Origin of the sequence: Streptomyces sp. NPDC006435 (assembly GCF_040612315.1) — a bacterium.
Lineage (GTDB): Bacteria > Actinomycetota > Actinomycetes > Streptomycetales > Streptomycetaceae > Streptomyces.
Window position 1 is genome coordinate 1 of record NZ_JBEXPY010000019.1, and the last position, 18,066, is coordinate 18,066.

At 75.0% G+C, this 18,066-nt stretch carries 11 protein-coding genes; 3 read left to right on the top strand and 8 right to left on the bottom strand.

Annotated features, from left to right (window positions below):
- Positions 1 to 134: 134 nt before the first annotated feature.
- The 5 genes from ABZZ04_RS19605 to ABZZ04_RS19625 all read right to left on the bottom strand — a co-directional run bounded on the left by ABZZ04_RS19605 (position 135) and on the right by ABZZ04_RS19625 (position 4,908).
- On the bottom strand, positions 135 to 365 hold the full coding sequence (locus ABZZ04_RS19605) for a phosphopantetheine-binding protein (RefSeq protein ID WP_356933463.1): 231 nt from the start codon (positions 363 to 365) through the stop codon (positions 135 to 137).
- Positions 366 to 368: 3 nt separating this feature from the next.
- On the bottom strand, positions 369 to 1,001 hold the full coding sequence (locus tag ABZZ04_RS19610) for an isochorismatase family protein (protein WP_356933464.1): 633 nt from the start codon (positions 999 to 1,001) through the stop codon (positions 369 to 371).
- 13 nt (positions 1,002 to 1,014) lie between these two features.
- The gene (locus ABZZ04_RS19615; RefSeq protein ID WP_356933465.1) at positions 1,015 to 2,757 is read right to left on the bottom strand and encodes a (2,3-dihydroxybenzoyl)adenylate synthase; all 1,743 of its coding nucleotides are present in this window, start codon (positions 2,755 to 2,757) and stop codon (positions 1,015 to 1,017) included.
- On the bottom strand, positions 2,754 to 3,959 hold the full coding sequence (locus tag ABZZ04_RS19620) for an isochorismate synthase (protein WP_356933466.1): 1,206 nt from the start codon (positions 3,957 to 3,959) through the stop codon (positions 2,754 to 2,756). Before ABZZ04_RS19620 ends, ABZZ04_RS19615 begins: the two co-directional genes overlap by 4 nt.
- 97 nt (positions 3,960 to 4,056) lie before the next feature.
- Positions 4,057 to 4,908 (bottom strand): 2,3-dihydro-2,3-dihydroxybenzoate dehydrogenase, encoded by an 852-nt coding sequence (locus ABZZ04_RS19625; protein WP_356933467.1) that lies wholly within the window; start codon positions 4,906 to 4,908, stop codon positions 4,057 to 4,059.
- 143 nt (positions 4,909 to 5,051) lie between these two features.
- Here ABZZ04_RS19625 and fhuB point away from each other — a divergent pair, with 143 nt between their 5' ends.
- The 3 genes from fhuB to ABZZ04_RS19640 all read left to right on the top strand — a co-directional run bounded on the left by fhuB (position 5,052) and on the right by ABZZ04_RS19640 (position 9,097).
- Positions 5,052 to 7,355: a Fe(3+)-hydroxamate ABC transporter permease FhuB gene (fhuB, locus tag ABZZ04_RS19630; protein WP_356933468.1), complete on the top strand. Its 2,304-nt coding sequence runs from the start codon at positions 5,052 to 5,054 to the stop codon at positions 7,353 to 7,355.
- 61 nt (positions 7,356 to 7,416) lie between these two features.
- Positions 7,417 to 8,661, top strand: a complete 1,245-nt coding sequence (gene fes / locus ABZZ04_RS19635) for an enterochelin esterase (RefSeq protein ID WP_356933469.1) — start codon at positions 7,417 to 7,419, stop codon at positions 8,659 to 8,661.
- 34 nt (positions 8,662 to 8,695) lie between these two features.
- Positions 8,696 to 9,097, top strand: a complete 402-nt coding sequence (locus ABZZ04_RS19640; protein WP_356933470.1) for an SgcJ/EcaC family oxidoreductase — start codon at positions 8,696 to 8,698, stop codon at positions 9,095 to 9,097.
- A 59-nt stretch (positions 9,098 to 9,156) separates the two neighbouring features.
- Here ABZZ04_RS19640 and ABZZ04_RS19645 read toward each other — a convergent pair whose 3' ends face one another.
- Genes ABZZ04_RS19645 through ABZZ04_RS19655 form a run of 3 tightly spaced genes read right to left on the bottom strand, consistent with a single transcriptional unit; the run spans position 9,157 to position 18,061 of the window.
- Positions 9,157 to 10,635: a DHA2 family efflux MFS transporter permease subunit gene (locus ABZZ04_RS19645; RefSeq protein ID WP_356933471.1), complete on the bottom strand. Its 1,479-nt coding sequence runs from the start codon at positions 10,633 to 10,635 to the stop codon at positions 9,157 to 9,159.
- The gene (locus tag ABZZ04_RS19650) at positions 10,632 to 10,844 is read right to left on the bottom strand and encodes an MbtH family protein (RefSeq protein ID WP_356933472.1); all 213 of its coding nucleotides are present in this window, start codon (positions 10,842 to 10,844) and stop codon (positions 10,632 to 10,634) included. The genes ABZZ04_RS19645 and ABZZ04_RS19650 overlap by 4 nt, the downstream gene beginning before the upstream one ends.
- A gap of 8 nt (positions 10,845 to 10,852) precedes the next feature.
- Positions 10,853 to 18,061 (bottom strand): amino acid adenylation domain-containing protein, encoded by a 7,209-nt coding sequence (locus tag ABZZ04_RS19655; protein WP_356933473.1) that lies wholly within the window; start codon positions 18,059 to 18,061, stop codon positions 10,853 to 10,855.
- Positions 18,062 to 18,066 lie beyond the last annotated feature (5 nt).

An 18,066-nucleotide genomic window follows, 5' to 3' on the forward strand; every position in this document is an offset into this window, starting at 1 on the left:
TCCCGGGTAGGCCCCCGGGGCCCCCCCCCACCCTCGGCCCGTCGGGCGTCCCCCCCGCCCCCCGGTGGGCGCGCTGGTGGGGCCGGCCCGACGGCTGTTCGGGGATGTGGCGCTTCCCGGGCGGGGAGGGCCGATCAGGCGGTGGCCTTCAGGAGTTCGGCCCAGGCCTCCACGGCCGGGCGCTCGGTGAGGTCCGCGACGGCTATGTCGATGCCGTGCGCCTCGCGCCAGCGGCCGACCAGGGCCATCAGGCGGATGGAGTCGAGTCCGTAGTCGACGAGGTTCTCGTCGTCGGGGATGTCGTCGACGGGCTCGCCCAGGATGTCGGCGATGTCCTCGCGCATCTGCTGCAGGGTCAGTGCCACGGGTCAGATCCCTTCCAGGACGGTGTCGGCGGTGGTGACGACGGCGCACCGGCCGGCGGCCCAGCGCAGGGCCATGGCGTGTTCCTCGGCCGAGAAGTCCGCCACGGCGTCGGCGACGACGAAGGCCTGGATGTCGCGCATCCAGGCGTCGCAGGCGGTCATCAGCACGCCGATGTGGGCGTAGACGCCGGTGACGACGAGCTGGTCACGGCCGAGGGCGGTCAGCCGGTCCGCCAGGTCGGTGCGGGCGAAGCCGCTGTACTTCCACTTGGTCACGACCACGTCGTCCGGGCCGGGCGCGACGGCTTCGGCGATCGCCGCGGCCGTGGGGTCGTCCGGCAGGCCGGAGCCCCAGAAGTCCTGCTGCAGGCCGCGTTCCTCCCGGGTCTGCCCGCCCGGCTGGGCGGTGTAGAGGACGGGGATGCCGAGTTGCGCCGCACGCTCCTTCAGGGCGGCGACGCCCGCCAGGAGTTCCGGGACGGGGGACGCCTCGACGTCGTAGGCGGAGAGGAAGTGGTTCTGCAGGTCGTGCACGAGGAGGACCGCGCGGGCCGGGTCGACCTTCCAGTCGACCCGGTTCGCCGGCAGATCCGCGGCGGCGGGCATGGGGTACGGGGTGATCCTGGGCAGGGCCATGTGGGTGTCTCGTTCAGTCCTGTGCGGGGGCGGACGGCCGGGGAGCGGCCGGTTCGGGGGCGGTGGCGGGGGGTTCGGGGGCGGTGGCGGGGGGTTCGGGGGACGGGGCGTCCGTGCCCGCCGTGCGGGCGGCCGGCTCCGCACCTGCGTGGGCGGCGGCCCGGAGGTCCTTCTTGGAGATCTTGCCGACCCCGGTCTGCGGGAACGCGGTCACGAACTCGACGCGGTCGGGCACCTTGTAGGCGGCCAGGCCCCGTTCGCGGACGAAGCGTTTGACGGCCACCGGCTTCAGCGGCTCGGCGCCGGCGCGCAGGATGACGTAGGCGCAGGTTCGTTCGCCGAGGTAGGGGTCCGGTTCCCCGACCACGTTGGCGTCGTGGACGGCGGGGTGGGCGAGGATGTGGTTCTCGACCTCCTCCGCGGCGATCTTCTCGCCTCCCCGGTTGATCTGGTCCTTGGCCCGGCCCTCCACGACCAGGTGGCCGGTTCCGGTGCGGCGGACGATGTCGCCGGTGCGGTAGAAGCCGTCCGGGGTGAAGGCGCGGGCGTTGTGCTGGGGCGCGTTCCAGTAACCGCGGATGGTGTAGGGCCCGCGGGTCAGCAGGTGGCCGGAACTGCCCGGGGGCAGGTCCTCGTCCGCGTCGTCGACGATGCGGATCTCGTCGTCCGGGGAGATGGGGCGGCCCTGGGTGGTGACGACGGTCTCCTCGGGGTCGTCGAGGCGGGTGTAGTTGACCAGCCCCTCCGCCATGCCGAACACCTGCTGGAGCGTGCAGCCGAGGGCCGGGCGGACCCGCCGTGCGGCCTGCTCGCTGAACTTGGCGCCGCCGACCAGCAGGACGTCCAGGCTGCTCAGGTCGTACGGGGTGGTGGGCGCCGCCTCGGTCCAGATCAGGGCGAGCGGCGGGACGAGACCGGTGATGGTGACGCGTTCCCGTTCGATCAGCGGGAAGGCCGTCTCGGGGCTGGGGCGGGGGCAGAGCACGACCCGGGCTCCCGCGTACAGCGCGCCGAGCGTGCCGGGCGAGGACAGCGGGAAGTTGTGGGCGGCGGGCAGGGCGCACAGGTAGACGCTGTGCTCGTCCACCGCGCAGATCTCGTTGGAGCCGCGCAGCGAGTAGATGTAGTCGTCGTGGGTGCGCGGGATCAGTTTGGGGATGCCGGTGCTGCCGCCGGAGAGCTGGAGGAAGGCCAGGTCCCCGGGTTCGGGCCCGTCGAGCGGCACGGGGTCGGTGTGCACCGCGTCCAGCGGCTCGAAGGGGCCCGCGTCCGGCCCCGCGACGAACACATGGCGCAGGGTGGGGACTTCGGCCCGGACCTTCGCCGCCAGCTCCCGGTAGTCGTAGCCGTCGTGCTCCCCGGCGATCACGTAGGCGGCGGCCCCGGTGAACTCGCAGAAGTAGCCGATCTCCGACTCGCGGTGCGCGGGCAGCGCGAAGACCGGCAGTGCGCCGATCCGGAAGAGGGCGAAGATCACCTCGAAGAACTCGGCGATGTTGGGGAGTTGCACGACCACCCGGTCGCCCCTGCCGATGCCCCGGGCGAGCAGCCCGGCGGCGAGCCGGTCGGCCCGGACGTCGAGTTCGCCGTAGGTCCGGCGGGTGCCGGCGGCCGGGTCGACGATCGCGACGCGGTCGGGGTGGGCGGCGGCGCGCCCGCGCAGCACGGCGCCGAAGGTCTCGCCGCGCCAGTGGCCCGCCGCGCGGTAGCGCTCGGCGTACTCGGCGGGCCAGGTCGGGGTGGGGTGGACGATCACAGCCGGGCCCCCACGGCGCCGAGGAAGGTGCGGAACTTCGCGGCGGTCTCGGCGGTCTCCGCCTCGGGATCGGAGGCGGCCACCACACCGGCACCGGCGTACAGGCGCAGCGAGGTGGGTTCCGCCTCGGCGCAGCGGATGGTGACGACCCATTCGCCGTCGCCGTCGGCGTCCCCCCAGCCGACCATGCCGGTGAAGAAGCCCCGGTCGAAGCCCTCGCTCTCCCGGATCACCCGGCGGGCGGTGTCGGTGGGGGTGCCGCAGACGGCGGGGGTCGGGTGCAGCGCGCAGGCCAGTTCGAGGGCGGCGGTGTCCGGGGAGCGGAGCCGGCCCGTGACGGTGGTGGACAGGTGCCACATGGTGGCGGTGCGCACCAGGGTGGGCCGGACGGGGACCGTCAGGTCGGTGCAGTACCGGGCGAGGCTCTCCTCCACCGCGTTGACCACGACGGCGTGTTCGTGCAGGTCCTTGGCGGATTCCAGGAGGGCGGCGGCGCGTCGTACGTCCTCGGCGAGGTCGTCGCTGCGCGGTACGGAGCCGGCCAGCGGGTTGGCGACCACGCGGGAGCCGTGCCGGGACACCAGCAGTTCGGGGCTGGCGCCGAGCAGGGTGCGGTCGGGTCCGGTGGGCAGGGCGAAGGTGTAGCCGGAGGGGTCTCGGCGGGCCAGTCGCTGGAGCATGGCGGCGACGTCGAACGGGTCGGTGGCGTCGATCCGCAGGGTGCGGGCGAGCACGACCTTGCTGAACTCGCCCTTCCACATGCGCTCGACGGCGGCGGCGACGGATGCCGCGTACTGCTCGGGCGCCGGTTCCTGGTGGACCGTCATGTCGGTCCGGGAGGGCGGGTCCGCGGGCAGTGCGACCAGCGGGTCGGCGGTCAGCGGCGGCGCGGTGTGCAGGACGGCCGGCACGGCGAGCGCGGCGGGGGCGTCCTGGTCGAAGGGTATGGCGCCCATGACGAGGGGGGCGGTGTGCCCGGCGGAGCGGGCCGCGGCGAGGGTGGCGGCCACCCGCAGGGCCGGCGGGCGCTCGTCGTGCGGCACCTCGCTGTGCACTCCTTCGCCGAGCAGGGTGCGTGTCGGGGTGCCGAGGAAACGGGCGCCCGGGACATAGGAGTTGAGCAGGCCGGTGGCCACGCCCACGGCGGGGTGGTCCGGCTCGGCGAGGGTGTGGGACGCGGCGACTTGTGGTGCCGTCGACACGATGGCTCCGTTTCTCGCACGTCCGGCTGCGGGCGCGGGCGCGCGGTGCGGGGGGTTCGGGGGTGTTCGGTGCGCGGGATGTGCGCGGGGAGGACGGTCAGCGAAGGGTCGCGCCGCCGTCGACGTAGAGCTCCTGCATGGTGATGTGCCGGGCCGGGTCCGACACCAGGAACAGGACCGCCGCGGCGATGTCGGACGGGTCGGCGATCCGGCCGAGCGGGATGCCCGTGCGGTACGCGGCCGGGTCGCCGTCGATGACCCGGCGGGGCGCCTCGGGGTCCTGCCACAGCGCGCGTTGCATGGCGGTGTCGGTGGAACCGGGGGCGACCACGTTGCACCGGACGCCGGTGCGGGCGAGTTCCAGGCCGAGGCATTTGGTGTACATCGCCGAGGCGGCCTTGGACGCCGCGTAGGCGCCCATGTGCACCCGGGGCACGCCGGCGGCGTTGGAGCCGACGGTGACGATGCTGCCGCGGCCGCGGGCCGCCATGCCCGGGGCGACGGCCCGTGCGGTGTGGAAGACCCCGGTGGTGTTCACGGCGAAGGTGGCCGCCCAGTCCTCGTCGGACAGTTCGGCCGCCGGGCCGGGGCGCAGGATGCCCGCCACGTTGACCAGGATGTCCAGCGGGCCGTGCCGGGTGGTGACCGTGTCGACCACGGAGTGCACGGCCGCGGCGTCGGTGACGTCCATGGCGTACGGGGTGATGCCGCCGGGTTTCGACCCGCCGTCGACCACGGCGCGTTCGGCCGTGGCGTGTTCGGTCGCGAGCGCCTCGACGCCCTCGGCGCGGCGGTCGGTCGCCGCCACGTGGGCGCCCTGTGCGGCGAGCGCACGGGCGACGGCCGCGCCGATGCCCTGGCCCGCTCCGGTGACCAGGGCACGGCGGCCGGCGAGAGTTCCGCTCCCGCCCGGGGCGCCGTTGTGGCTCCCGGTGTTTCGTTCCGCCATGGGCACGGAAGCGTCGGATATGACTTCGGACACGACTGACCCCCACTTCGTAAGGCAAGCCTAACCTTATTCGAGCAAAGTTGACAGCCACCCGTCATTCGACCGGCGACCTCGGCTTTCTATGGTTAGGCTAACCTCACTTCATGCACATACGGCATTCCGAGGTCTCCCGCTCCGACGGACAAGAGGGCGGAAACACAGGGACGTTGACGGTGGGGGCCGAGCGGCCCTCCCCCACCGCCCCCGTGGCCGGAACGGAACGCCGTCCCGCAGCCGAGCCCTCCCGGCGCCGCACCGGAGCGGTGATCGCCGGTTTCGCGGCCGCCCTCGTCCTGCTGTGCGGCGTCTCGCTGTGCGTCGGCGCGGGCGAGGTCGGTCCGGGCGGGGCGCTGGACTATCTGCTGAATCGTCACGGTGCCCGCTCGGACAGCCGTCTGGCCCTGGTCATCGGAGATCTGCGGCTGCCCCGCACGCTCACCGCCGTCCTGGTCGGGGCGGCCCTGGGCGTGGCGGGCTGTCTGCTCCAGGCCGTGACCCGCAACCCGCTCGCCGAGACCGGCCTGCTGGGCGTCAACGCGGGCGCCTCGCTCGGTGTGGTGGCCGGCATCGCTCTGCTGGGGCTGAATTCCGGTTACGCCTACCTGGTGTGCGCCTTCGTCGGCGCGGTGGTCGCCAGCGGTCTGGTGCTGCTGATCGCGGGCCGGGGCAACGGCAGCTCCCCCATGCGGCTGGTGCTCGCCGGTTCCGCGCTGGGCGCCACCTTCGGCGGGCTGACCAGTGTGATCCTGGTCAACTCCGCCGAGACCTACGACCGGTTCCGGTTCTGGGTGCTGGGCTCCCTGGCCGGGGTGGACGGGTACGGGGAGCTCGGCCGGCTGCTGCCCGTGCTCGTCGTCGGTTTCGTGGTGGCGCTGCTGGTGACCCGGCCGCTGTCGGCCCTCGCCCTCGGCGACGACCTCGCCCGCGGCCTCGGCCACCGCCCCTCGGTGATCCGCACGACGGTCGCGGTGGCCGTGACCCTGCTCACCGCCGGCGCGGTCGCGCTGGCCGGGCCCATCTCCTTCCTCGGCCTCCTCGCCGGGTTCCTGGCCCGGGCACTGGCCGCCACCCGGCCCGCCGCCCGGGTGGTGCTGGCCGGGCTGATCGGTGCCGGTGTGCTGACGGTGGCGGACGTGGCGGCCCGGGTGGTGTCCCGGCCGTTCGAGGCGCCGGTGTCGGTGATCGTGGCGCTGATCGGCGCGCCGGTCCTCATCGGCATCGTGCGCTCGCGGCAGTTGACCGCGATGGGCATGACCGAACCGGCCGCCGACGGCGCCCCCTCGAAGCCGGGCCGGACCCTCGTACCGGCCGGACTCACCGGCGCCCTGCGGAAACTGCGGCCCGCCCGGACCGCCAAGAAGGCCGGGGCGCTCGCGTCGGGCACGGCGGTCCTGCGCCGCGGCCCGCTCTCCCTGCTGGTGCACCGGCGGCCCGCGCTCGCCGTGCTCGCCCTCGCCGCGCTGGCGGTGGTGGCCGTCGTGCTGTCCGCGTACGCGGGCCAGAGCGACATGGGCGTGGTCCGCACCTTCCGCGCGGTGTTCGGGCAGGGCGACCGCTTCGACGTCCTGCTGGTGCAGAAGTTCCGGCTCGGCCGGATCGTCGCCGGGCTGGCCGCGGGCGCGGCCCTGGGGCTCGCCGGCTGTCTGACCCAGACGCTGGCCCGCAACCGGCTCGCCACCCCCGAACTGCTCGGCGTGAACGACGGTGCCACCGCCGCCGTGCTGCTGTCGGTGACGCTCAGCGCCACCGGCACCTTCGGCGACTGGTGGGCCGGGCCGCTCGGGGCGCTGGCCGCCGTGCTCGTCGTCACCGCCGTCTCCGGCGGCCTCGGCACCCGCGGCTACCGGGTGCTCGTCGTCGGCCTCGCGATGTCGGCCCTGGCCTCCGCCGTCACCCAGGTGGTGCTGTCCCGCCGCTCCCTCAACTCCGCCGGTTCGCTGTACGTCTGGACCTCCGGCAGCCTCAACGGGCGCGGCTACTCGGTGGCGGTGCCCGTACTGATCGGGCTCGTCGTCCTCGTCCCGGCGGCCCTCGCGGTGGCGCGGCACCTGGCCGTGCTGCGCTTCGACGACGTGACCGCGACCTCGGTGGGCGTCCACCCGAACCGGGTGCGACTGGTGTGCATGCTGCTGGCCGTGGCCCTCGCCGGCCTGGCGGTCGGGGTGTGCGGCCCGGTGGCGTTCGTCGCGCTGGCCTCCCCCGTCATCGCCACCCGGCTCGCCGGTCCGCTGCGGGTGCCGCTGGTCGCCTCGATGCTGACCGGTGCGGTGCTGACGGTGGCCGCCGACACCGTGGGGCGGATCGTCTTCTCCGGCTCCGAACTGCCGGTGGGCGTGGTGACCACGGTGCTCGGCGGGCCCTTCCTGCTGTGGGTGCTGCTGGGCCGGTCCGCCGCCACCCGGGTGTGAGCCGCCACCGCCTCCGCACGAGCCGCACGACTCCCACGACCCGCACGAAAGGCAGACGAACGTGACCGCTCTCCCCAGCCCCGCCCTGCGGACCCTGCGCGACGGGGTCCGGGCCGGGGTGCCGGACGCCGAGGCGGAGTTCTGGCTCCGCGCCGGACGGACGGGCACCCCGCTGGTCGAACCCGACCCCGAGGGCGACCCGGCCCACCGCCTGGTCACCTTCGTCTGGCGGGACGACCCGGACCGGCCCGCCACGGACGTCCTGCTCCTGGTGCACACCGTCACCGACCGGGACCGGCACGCCGGTGACCTGACCCGGCATCTGATGCGGCGCGTCGAGGGCACCTCCGCATGGGCGCTCTCCCACCGGCTGCGCGCCGACCACCGCGCCTCGTACCAGTTCCTGCCCGGTCACGGCACCCGTGAGGAACTGCTGCGCACCGACCGGGTGTCCTGGCGGGCCGCGCTGGACCGGGCCCTGCCCGATCCGCTCGGCCCGGCGCCCCTCCTGCCGTCCCACGGCGGACGCCGGCCGGCCTCGGTGCTGTCGCTGCCCGACGCCCCGCCGCAACCGTACGTCGCCGACGACGGCCCCGTGCCGCGCGGGACGTCGACGGAGCACGAGGTCGACGGCCGCCGGGTGACCGTCCGGCTTCCGGCGGGGCACGGGGCCCCGGTGGCCCCGCGGGCGGTCGTCGTGCTGCTCGACGGCGAGATGTGGGGGCCGGTGCTGGACGCCGGCGGCATGCTGGACCGGATGCACGCCGCCGGATCGCTGCCGCCGACCGCGGCGCTGTTGGTGGACACGATGAGCGCCCGGATGGACGACCTGAGCTGCAACGGGGCGTTCGTGGACTGGCTGGCGGACACCCTGCTGCCGTGGGCGGAGGCGGAGTTCGGCGCGCCGGTGCGGCCGGGGCGGACCGTGGTGGCCGGGCAGAGCGCGGGCGGACTGACCGCCGCGTTCGCCGCGTTCCGGCGCCCCGACCGGTTCGGCCTCGCGGTGTCGCAGTCGGGGTCCTTCTGGTGGCCGGACGACGACCCCGACAGGGGCGCGGAGTGGCTCACCCGGCAGTACGCCTCCGGCCACCGGCGGCCGGTCCGGCTGTGGCTGGAGGTGGGCGTCCAGGAGTGGATGCTCCTCGCGGAGAACCGCCGGCTGCGCAACGTGCTGCGCGCCCGCGGCTACGACGTGACCTACCGGGAGTTCAACGGCGGCCACGACTACGCCTGTTGGCGCGGCGGCCTGGCCGACGCCCTGGTGGACCTGCTGGGCGGCCCGCGACGGGCGGGGAACGGCTGTTGACCTCAATCATGGTCGAGGTTGCAGGGTGGTCCGCATGACCACCGACACCGTGCCCGCCGCGGACATCGAAGCCATCGAACGGATCGTCGCCACCGTCGAGCGCACCCAGCGTGCCAAGGACGCGGACGGCTTCCTCGCCCTCTTCCACCCCGACGCCCTCTGGACGACCGCGCACGGCAAGGTCCTGGTCGGCCTCGACGAGATCGCCGCGTTCACGCGCGCCGTGCTGCCGGCAGCGGACTGGGACGGCCAGGTCACCTACGAGGTCGTGCACACGCGGTTCCTGCGGCCCGACGTGGCCGCCGTGAAGATCCGCCAGGTGTACCACGCGCCCGAGGGCGACTCGGAGGGCTCGCCGCTCTACGTCATGACCCGACGGGACGACGGCCATTGGCTGCTGCACGTCGGCCAGAACACCGAGGTGCGCACCGGCTGACGTGCCACGGGCGCCCCGCGATCGGCTCGCGGGGCGCCCGTGCGCGGGGCGGCGGGCCGTCAGGGGGCGGCCATCGGTTCCGGGCTCCCGGCTCCGCCGGATGCCCCGTCGTCCAGCTGCGGGGGCTGCGGTGCCGTGCGCGGAAGCCGCAGGGCGAGCAGGGCCGCCAGGGCCACCAGGGCGGCCGTGGCCCACACCGCCGTACGGAACGGACCGGCGTCCATCGTGGTCCCCGCACCGTGCGCGCCGCCGCCGACCAGGGCCGCGCACAGTGCGATGCCGAGGGCACCGCCCAGGGTGCGGACGATCTGGAAGAGACCCATCGCCTGGCCCATGTCGGGCGGCGCGACGGTCTCGAACCCGGCGATCTGCACGGTGAGCACGGCCGTTCCGAGCACCAGCCCGATCAGGAACATCAACGCCCGCACCGCCCAGCCGTTCTCCGCCGTGCCCGGCACCGCGAGCGCGCCGAACACCGCGGCGGCCAGCAGCAGTGCGGTCACCACCAGGCGGCGGGGGCCGAGCCGGGGCAGCAGCCGGTCCACCGTCTGCGAGGCCAGCATCAGGCCGATCGCCTCGGGGAAGACGCTCAGCCCGGCGTCCAGCGCGGAGCCGCCCAGGGCGGCCTGGAACAGCAGCGGGACGACGAACAGCACGCCCATCAGCCCGGCCGCGGTCAGGGCGGCCAGCGCGGCGGCCGTCCCGTAGTACCGGTCGCCGAACAGCCGCAGCCCCAGCAGGGGTGCCGGGGCCCGGCGTTGCTGGACGACGGTCGCCACCAGCAGTGCCGTGCCCAGCACCGCGCCCAGCACGACCGGGGGGTCGGACCAGCCGTGCGCCGGGCCGAAGCCGAGCGCGTAGGTGAGCAGGCCGAGGGCGGGCGTGGCGAGCCAGAAGCCCGCCCGGTCGAACGGGCCGGCGGTGCCCTCGACGTGCTCGCGCAGCCCGATCGCGCCGAGCAGTACGGCGGCCACGCCGACCGGCACGTTGACGAAGAACAGCCAGTGCCAGGAGAGGTGTTCGGTGAGCAGGCCGCCGAGCGGCGGACCGAGGGCGGGCATCAGGGCCGTCGGCACGATCAGCACCTTCGACAGTTTGACCCGCTCCGGCGGGGCGAACGCCCGGAACAGCAGCGTCATGCCCACCGGGGTCAGCAGTCCGCCCGCCAGGCCCTGCAACGCGCGCGCCACGACCAGTGCCGGCAGGTTCCAGGCCAGTCCGCACAGCGCGGAGGCCGCGGTGAAGACGGCCAGCGAGCCGAGGAAGACCCGTTTGGTGCCGTACCGGTCGCCGAGCCAGCCGGCCACCGGCAGGGCGAGCGCCAGGGCGACCAGGAACGCCGTCTCGACGGTGTTGGCCGCCGAGACGGGCCGGTCGAAGTCCTCGGCGATGGTGTAGAGGGCCGGGTTGACGATGGTCGAGTCCAGGCCGTTCATGCACATCGCGGCCACGTAGACCAGGACCACGGCGAGCCGGGGGCGGATGCGCGGCGTCGGCAGCAGTCCGCCCCGACCGGTACGGGATTCGGGTGCGGTCACCGGGACAGCAGCCCGGTGTCGTGCGCGGTGATCCGGTCCAGCGCCTCCTGGCGCGGGCACGGCCCGTGGACCGCCGTCCAGCCGGCCGGCACGTCGGCGAACTCGGGCCACAGCGAGTACTGGCGCTGTTCGTTGACGAGGACGAGGAAGGCGTCGGCCCCGCCGTCGGCGTCGAAGGGGTTGACGGGTGCGTCGCTGTTCACGGCCATCGGGGGTGTCACTTCTCCAGGTCGGTCAGGCGGTCGGCGACCACGCGGGCGATGTGCGCGATCGGTTCGGGCAGGGTCATGTCCTTGTGCGAGCAGGCGACGTCCGTGTTGTCGATGCGCCCGTTCACGTACGGCGTCCAGGTGTCCGGGGTGAGGGTGTCGTCGATGGTGTCGACGGTCGCGCGGAAGAACAGCACGTCGGCGTCGAGGCGCCGGTGGTCGAAGCCCCGGACGAGGTGGTTGGTGTTGAGGTAGATCCCGGCCAGCGACTCCAGCGTGCCGGTGGTCAGCGCGGCCAGCGGGCTGCCCTCGCGCTGGAGCACCTCGATCACGTGGTCGGTGGTGAGCGGCTTGCCCTCCATCGCGTCGGGGCCGTGACCGCCCATCGCCAGCAGGGACTCCATGGCCTCTGCGTGGTCGGGCACGGGCAGGTCGCGGAAGCCCTCGGCCGGGTAGGCGTCGAGGATCGCGAGCAGTTCGACCTCCTCCCCCAGGTCCTGGAGCCGGGTGGCCATGGCGTGCGCGATGATGCCGCCGGTGGACCAGCCGAGCAGGCGGTACGGTCCCGCGGGCTGCACCTCCCGCATCCGGGTCACGTAGTGCGCGGCCAGTTCCTCCAGGGAGGCGGGCAGCGGCTCGTCGGCGGTGGCCGGGCCGACGCCCTGCGCCTGGAGGCCGTAGATCGGCACGTCGGCGGGCAGGTGGCGGATGAGTCCGGCGTAGCACCAGCTCAGTCCGCCCGCCGGGTGGACGCAGTACAGGGGCGCGCGGTCGCCGTCGCGGGCGGGCCTGAGCGGCAGCAGGACGTCCAGCGGGTCGTCGTGGCCCGCGCCGTCCGGGGCCGCGTCCAGGGCGGCGACCAGGGCTGCGACCGTGGGCGACCGGAAGACGGTGCCGATGGAGACCTCGGTGCCCAGGGCCGCCGTGACACGGGCGGCGAGCCGGACGGCGAGCAGCGAATGGCCGCCCAGGTCGAAGAAGTTGTCGTCGACGCCGACCCGGTCCGCGCCGAGCACCTCGGCGAACAGCGCGCACAGCTGCTCCTCGCGCGGACCGCGCGGGGCGCGGCCCCGGGCGTCGCCGACGGGACGGCCGGGCGCGGGCAGCGCCTTGCGGTCCAGCTTGCCGTTGCTGGTCAGCGGCAGCCGCTCCAGTTCGATCACGGCGGACGGCACCATGTGCACGGGCAGTTCGCGGGCCGCGTGCTCGCGCAGCCGGGCCGTCAGGTCCGGGTCGGCCCCGGCGGCGGGTACGGCGTAGGCGACGAGCCGCTTGTCGCCGGGGACGTCCTCGCGGACGACCACGGCCACGTCGGCGACCCCCGGGCGGGCGGCCAGGACGGCCTCGATCTCGCCGAGTTCGATGCGGAAGCCGCGGATCTTCACCTGGTGGTCGGCGCGGCCGAAGTACTCCAGGGTGCCGTCGGCGCGCCGGCGGGCCAGGTCCCCGGAGCGGTACATGCGGGTGCCGCTCTCGCCGAACAGGTGGGCGTGGGGGTCGGCGACGAAGCGGGTCGCGGTGAGGTCGGGCCTGCCGAGGTAGCCGGCCGCCACGCCCTGCCCGGCGACGTACATCTCCCCCGTGACACCGGGCGGTACCGGCTGGAGCCGTTCGTCGAGGACGTAGACGCGCAGGTCGGGGATGTTGACGCCGATGGTGGAGGAGGTGGCACCGGCAGCGGTGGTCCGGTCGAGGGGGAAGTGGGTGACGTGCACGGTGGTCTCGGTGATGCCGTACATGTTCACCAGGACCGGCGCGTCGTCGGCGTGCCGGGCGTACCAGTCGTCGAGGCGGCCCAGTTCCAGTGCCTCCCCGCCGAACACCACGTAGCGCAGGGCGAGTTCGTGTCCGGGGTGTTCCCGGTCGGCGGCGGCGAGCTGGTAGAAGGCGGAGGGCGTCTGGTTGAGGACGGTCACCCGCTGCGCGGCGAGCAGCCGCAGGAAGGCGTGCGGGTCACGGCTGGTCAGGTGCGGTACGACGACGACCTTCCCGCCGTGCAGGAGGGCGCCCCACAGCTCCCAGACGGAGAAGTCGAAGGCGTAGGAGTGGAACAGCGTCCACGCGTCGTCCGGGCCGAAGCCGAACCAGTGGTCGGTGGCGGTGAACAGCCGGGTGACGTTGTGGTGGGTGACCACGACGCCCTTGGGGCGGCCGGTGGAACCGGAGGTGTAGATGATGTACGCCGGGTCGTGGGGGGTCAGCGGGCGGACCCGTTCCGCCTGGGTGAGCGGGCCGGTGGCGTGTGCGGCGGTGTCGCCGTCGACGGTGACGACCGGCAGGTCGTGGCCGGGCAGCCGGGGTGCGGTGGCGGTGTCGGTGACGACGGCCGCGGGGCGGGCGTCGTCCAGCATGTACGCCAGCCGGTCGGCCGGGTAGTCGGGGTCCAGCGGCAGGTAGGCGGCGCCGGCGAGGGAGACCGCGAGCAGGCCGGTGACCAGTTCGGCGGAGCGCGGCAGGGCGAGGGCGACGACGGAGCCGGGGCCGATGGAGCGGGCGGCGAGCAGCCGGGCCAGGCGGTGGGCGCGGGCGGAGAGTTCGGCGTAGGTGAGGGTGGTGTCCTCGTGGCTGACGGCGATCCGGTCGGGGTACCGGCGGGCGGCCTCCTCGTAGCGGTCGGCGAGGGTGGCCGGGGCGGCGGGGGCGGTGGGCAGCGGCTGGGCGTTGCCGTCGACCAGGGCGCGGCGGCGCTCGTCCCCGCTCAGCAGCGGCAGCAGGCCGAGGGGGGTGTCGGGGGCCTCGGCGGCGGCGGTGAGCAGCCGGGCGAGGCGGTCGGCGAGGGCCTGGGCGGTGGGGCGGTCGAACAGGTCGGTGCGGAATTCCAGGAAGCCGCCGATGCCGCCGCCGGTCAGTTCGCCTGCGTTGAGGGTGAGGTCGAACTTGGCGGTGCCGGAGGTCATGGTGGACAGCCGGGCGGTGGTGCCGGGGCCGAGCGGGAAGGCGGCGTCCGGGACCGACTGCCAGGCCAGCATGGTCTGGAAGAGGGGGTGGCGGGCGAGGGAGCGGGCCGGGTTGAGCGCCTCGACGAGGTGGTCGAAGGGCAGTGCGTCGTGCTCGAACGCGGCCAGGGTGCCGGTCCGCACCCGTGCCAGCAGTTCCCGGAAGGTGGGGTCGCCGGAGGTGTCGGTGCGGAGCACGACGGTGTTGGTGAAGAAGCCGACGAGGGCGGCGGTGGCGTCGTCGTCGCGTCCGGCGACGGGGGTGCCGAGCGGGATGTCGGTGCCGCAGCCGTGCCGGGTGAGCAGGGCGGCCAGCCCCGCCTGGACGGCCATGAAGACGCTGGTGCCGGTGGTGCGGGCGAGGGCGGCGAGGGCCGTGTGCGCGGCGGTGTCCAGGGCGAACGGGACGGTGTCGCCGTCGGTGGAGGAGACCGGCGGGCGGGGCCGGTCGGTGGGCAGGTCGAGCTGGTCGGGCAGACCGGCCAGGGCCCGCTTCCAGTGGTCGAGCTGGGCGGTGGCGAGCGGGGTGGGCCGGTCGGGGGTGCCGAGCCGGCGCCGCTGCCATGCGGTGTGGTCGGCGTACTGCACGGCCAGGGGGGCGAACTGCGGTGCGTGTCCGGCGAGTCGGGCCCGGTAGGCGGTGGCGAGGTCGTCGGCCAGCGGGGTGGTGGAGGCGCCGTCGCCGGCGATGTGGTGCAGCACCAGCATCAGGGTGTGCCGGTCGTCGGCCTCGGTGAACAGGGTGGCGCGCAGCGGGATCTCGTGGGCCAGGTCGAAGGCGTGGCGGGCGGCGGCCGTCAGGTCCTCGCCGTCGGCGGCACGGTGCGTGCGGGGCCGGGCCGCCGGGTCGTCGGGGGCCAGGATGTGCTGCCGGGGCAGGCTGTCCGGGCCGTCCCCGGGGACCGGGTAGACCGTCCGCAGGGTTTCATGACGTGCCGTCAGGTCGGCGAGGGCGGCGGTGAGCGCGTCCTCGTCCAGGGTTCCCTCGACGGTGAGGACGAGCGGGATGTTGTACGTCGGGGAGGGCCCCTCCAGCCGGTGCAGGAACCACAGCCGCTGCTGGGCCGGGGACAGCGGCAGTTCGCCGGTGCGGGGCACCGGGGCCGGTGGTGTGTCGTCGGCGGGGGCGCCGGTGTGGCGGGTGCGGACCAGGGCGGCGAGGGCGGCCGGGGTGGGTTCGCGGAACACGTCGGCGACGGAGACGGGCACGTCGAAGGCCTCCCGCAGCCGGGCGGCGAGCCGGGCCGCGAGCAGCGAGTGGCCGCCCAGGTCGAAGAAGGAGGCGTCGGGCGCGGCCTGTGCCTCCTGGCCGAGCAGGTCGGCGAAGAGTCCGCGGACGACGTCGGTGTGCGGGTCGGCGGGGTGGGTGCCGGCGGCCGGGGCGGTGGTGGTGGCGAGCGGTGCGGGGTCGGGCAGCGCGCGGTGGTCGAGCTTGTCGTTGGCGGTGCGCGGCAGCGCGTCGAGCAGGGTGACCGCGGCCGGGACCATGTGCGCGGGCAGTTCGGCGGCGAGGTGGTCGCGCAGGGCGGCCGGGTCGGCGGCGGCGCCGGGGCGCGGGACGGCGTAGGCGAGCAGCCGCTTGCCGCCGGCCGCCTCGCGGGCGATGACGGCGGCCGCGGCGACGGCCGGGTGGGCGGCCAGGACGGCCTGGATCTCGCCGAGTTCGATGCGGAAGCCGCGGATCTTGACCTGGTCGTCGGTGCGGCCGAGGAATTCGACGGTGCCGTCGGGGCGGCGGCGCACCAGGTCCCCGGTGCGGTACATCCGGCCGCCGGCGTCGCCGTGCAGGGCGCCGTAGGGGTCGGCGACGAAGCGCTCGGCCGTCAGGTCGGGGCGGCCGAGGTAGCCACGCGCCAGGCAGGCGCCGGCGACGTACAGCTCGCCGGGCACGCCGTCGGGGGCGGGGCGCAGGGCGGTGTCGAGCACGTAGAGGCGGGTCGCGCGGACCGGGCTGCCGTCGGATCCGGGGCCGGTCCAGTGGCAGGCGTCGACGGTGGTCTCGGTGGGGCCGTACAGGTTGAGCGGGTGGACGCCGTCGGTGGTGGCGAGGCGGTGCCACAGCGGTGCGGGGACGGGTTCGCCGCCGACGACGAGGACGGCGGGCCGGTGGTGGCCGTCGGCGAGCAGTCCCTCGGCGAGGAGCGCCTCGGCGTACGAGGGGGTGACGTCCAGGTAGTCGACGAGGTGGGTGTCGACGTGGGCGGTGAGGGCGGCCGGGTCGCGGTAGGTGGCGTCGTCGAGCAGGTGCAGTTCGTGGCCGTGGACCATCCACAGCACCGGGTCCCAGGAGGCGTCGAAGGCGAAGGAGGCGCTGTGGGCGACCTTGAGCCGGGTGCGGCCGGTGCGGGCGACGGCGGGGGCGATGTGGTCGGTGCCGTGTCCGGCGTACAGGTTGGCGAGGGAGGCGTGGGTGACGACCACGCCCTTGGGGCGGCCGGTGGAGCCGGAGGTGTGGATGATGTAGGCCGCGTCGGTGGGCGCGGGGGTGGCGGCGGGGCGGTCGGCGGGTGCGTCGCGAAGGGCCCGGACGGTCCCGGGGGCGTCGATGTCGATGACGGGCAGGCCGTGTCCGGGCAGCCCGGCCAGTGCCTCGGTGGTGCCCAGGACGCAGGCCGGGCGGGCGTCCTCCAGCACGGCGAGGGTGCGGGCGGGCGGGTGGCCGAGGTCGAGGGGCTGGCAGACGCCGCCCGCCTTGAGGACCGCGAGCAGGGCGGTGATCATGCCGGTGGAGCGGGGCAGGGCGAGCGCGACGGGGGTCTCGGGGCCGACGCCGTGCGCGGCGAGGTGGTGGGAGAGCCGGTCGGCGGCGGCGTCCAGTTCGGCGAAGGTGAGGGTGTCCGTGCCGCAGCGGACGGCGGTCTCGTCGGGGGTGCGGGCGGCCTGTGCGGCGAACTCCTCGGGGACGGTGGTGGTGCGGGGCTCCTCGGAGCGGCCCGCGGTCGCCCGGCGTATCCCGTCCTCGTCGAGCAGGTCGAGGGTGGCGACGGGGCGGTGCGGGTCGGTGAGCAGCAGCGCGGTCAGGTTGTCGAGGCAGCGCAGGAGCGTGGTGCCGTGCCGTTCGGTGTCGGCGGCGGTGTAGCGGTCCGGGGCGGCCTCCAGCACCAGGGTGATGGTGTCGTCCGGGCCGGGCCAGGCGCCGACCGCGAGGTCCTCGACCGGGCCCGCGGCGAGGTTGCGGACGGTGCCGGACGGTCCGCCGAGGTCGAGCGGGGCGCCGTCGTGGGGCTTGATGTTGACCATCGGTCCGGTCAGCGGTGCGGTGGGGGCGGTCAGGCCCAGGTCGCGGCGCAGGTCGGCCTGCGGGTAGCGCTGGTGGCGGCGGACCCGGCGGATCTCCAGCACGACGCGGCGCAGCAGTTCGGCCGCGGTGTCCTCGGGGCGGACGGCGAGGCGCAGCGGGAGGACGTTCACGGTCATCGCCGGGGTGCGCAGCGCGGCGGGGGTGCGGCGGTTGGTCACGGGCAGGCCGAGGACGACGTCGCGGGTGCCGGTGAGCCGGTGCAGGTGGACGGCGGTGGCGGCGACGACCAGTTCGGCCCAGGTGGCCCGGACGGTCTCGGCGGCGCGGGCGACCGTGCCGGCGGGCAGCCGGGCGGCGTGCCGTCGCGGCCGGGCGGCCGGGGCGGCGTCCCGGTCGGGTCCGGCGGGCGGGGCGAGCGTGACGGGGACGGCGCCGGCCATCCGTCCGCTCCAGAACTCCCGGTCGGCGGCGTACTGTTCGCCGTTCAGGTACGCCTGTTCCTCCGCGACGAGTTCGCGCAGCGGGGCGAACCGGCACTCCGGGGCCTCCTGTTCGCCGGCCGCGTACAGCTCGGCGACCCGGTTGCCGATGAGCGTCAGGGCGTAGGCGTCGACGGCCATGTGGTGGATGCGCTGGTACCACCGGTACGAGGTGTCGCCGACGCGCAGCAGGGCCTGGGTCATCAGGCCGTCCGGTGCGTCGAGGCCGACGGGCCGGGACAGGTCGGTGTCGATCCAGCGCCCGGCCTCCTCCTCGGGTGCCCCGTGGCCGCGCAGGTCGATCCGGTGCAGCCGGAGGGTGTGGGCGGGGTCGGGGTACTGGGCGGGGGCGCCGTCCGTCTCGGTGATCCGCAGCCGCATGGTGTCGGCCTCGGCGACGGTGCGGCGCAGCGCGCGTTCGAAGCGTTCCTCGTCGAGGGCTCCGTCGATCTCCACGACGTCCGCGGTGTGGAACTCGGTGCCGCCCGGGGCGAGCTGTTGGGCGTAGTGGATGCCGCTCTGCGCGGTGAGCAGGGGGAACGACTCCGGACGCTCGTTCATCTGGG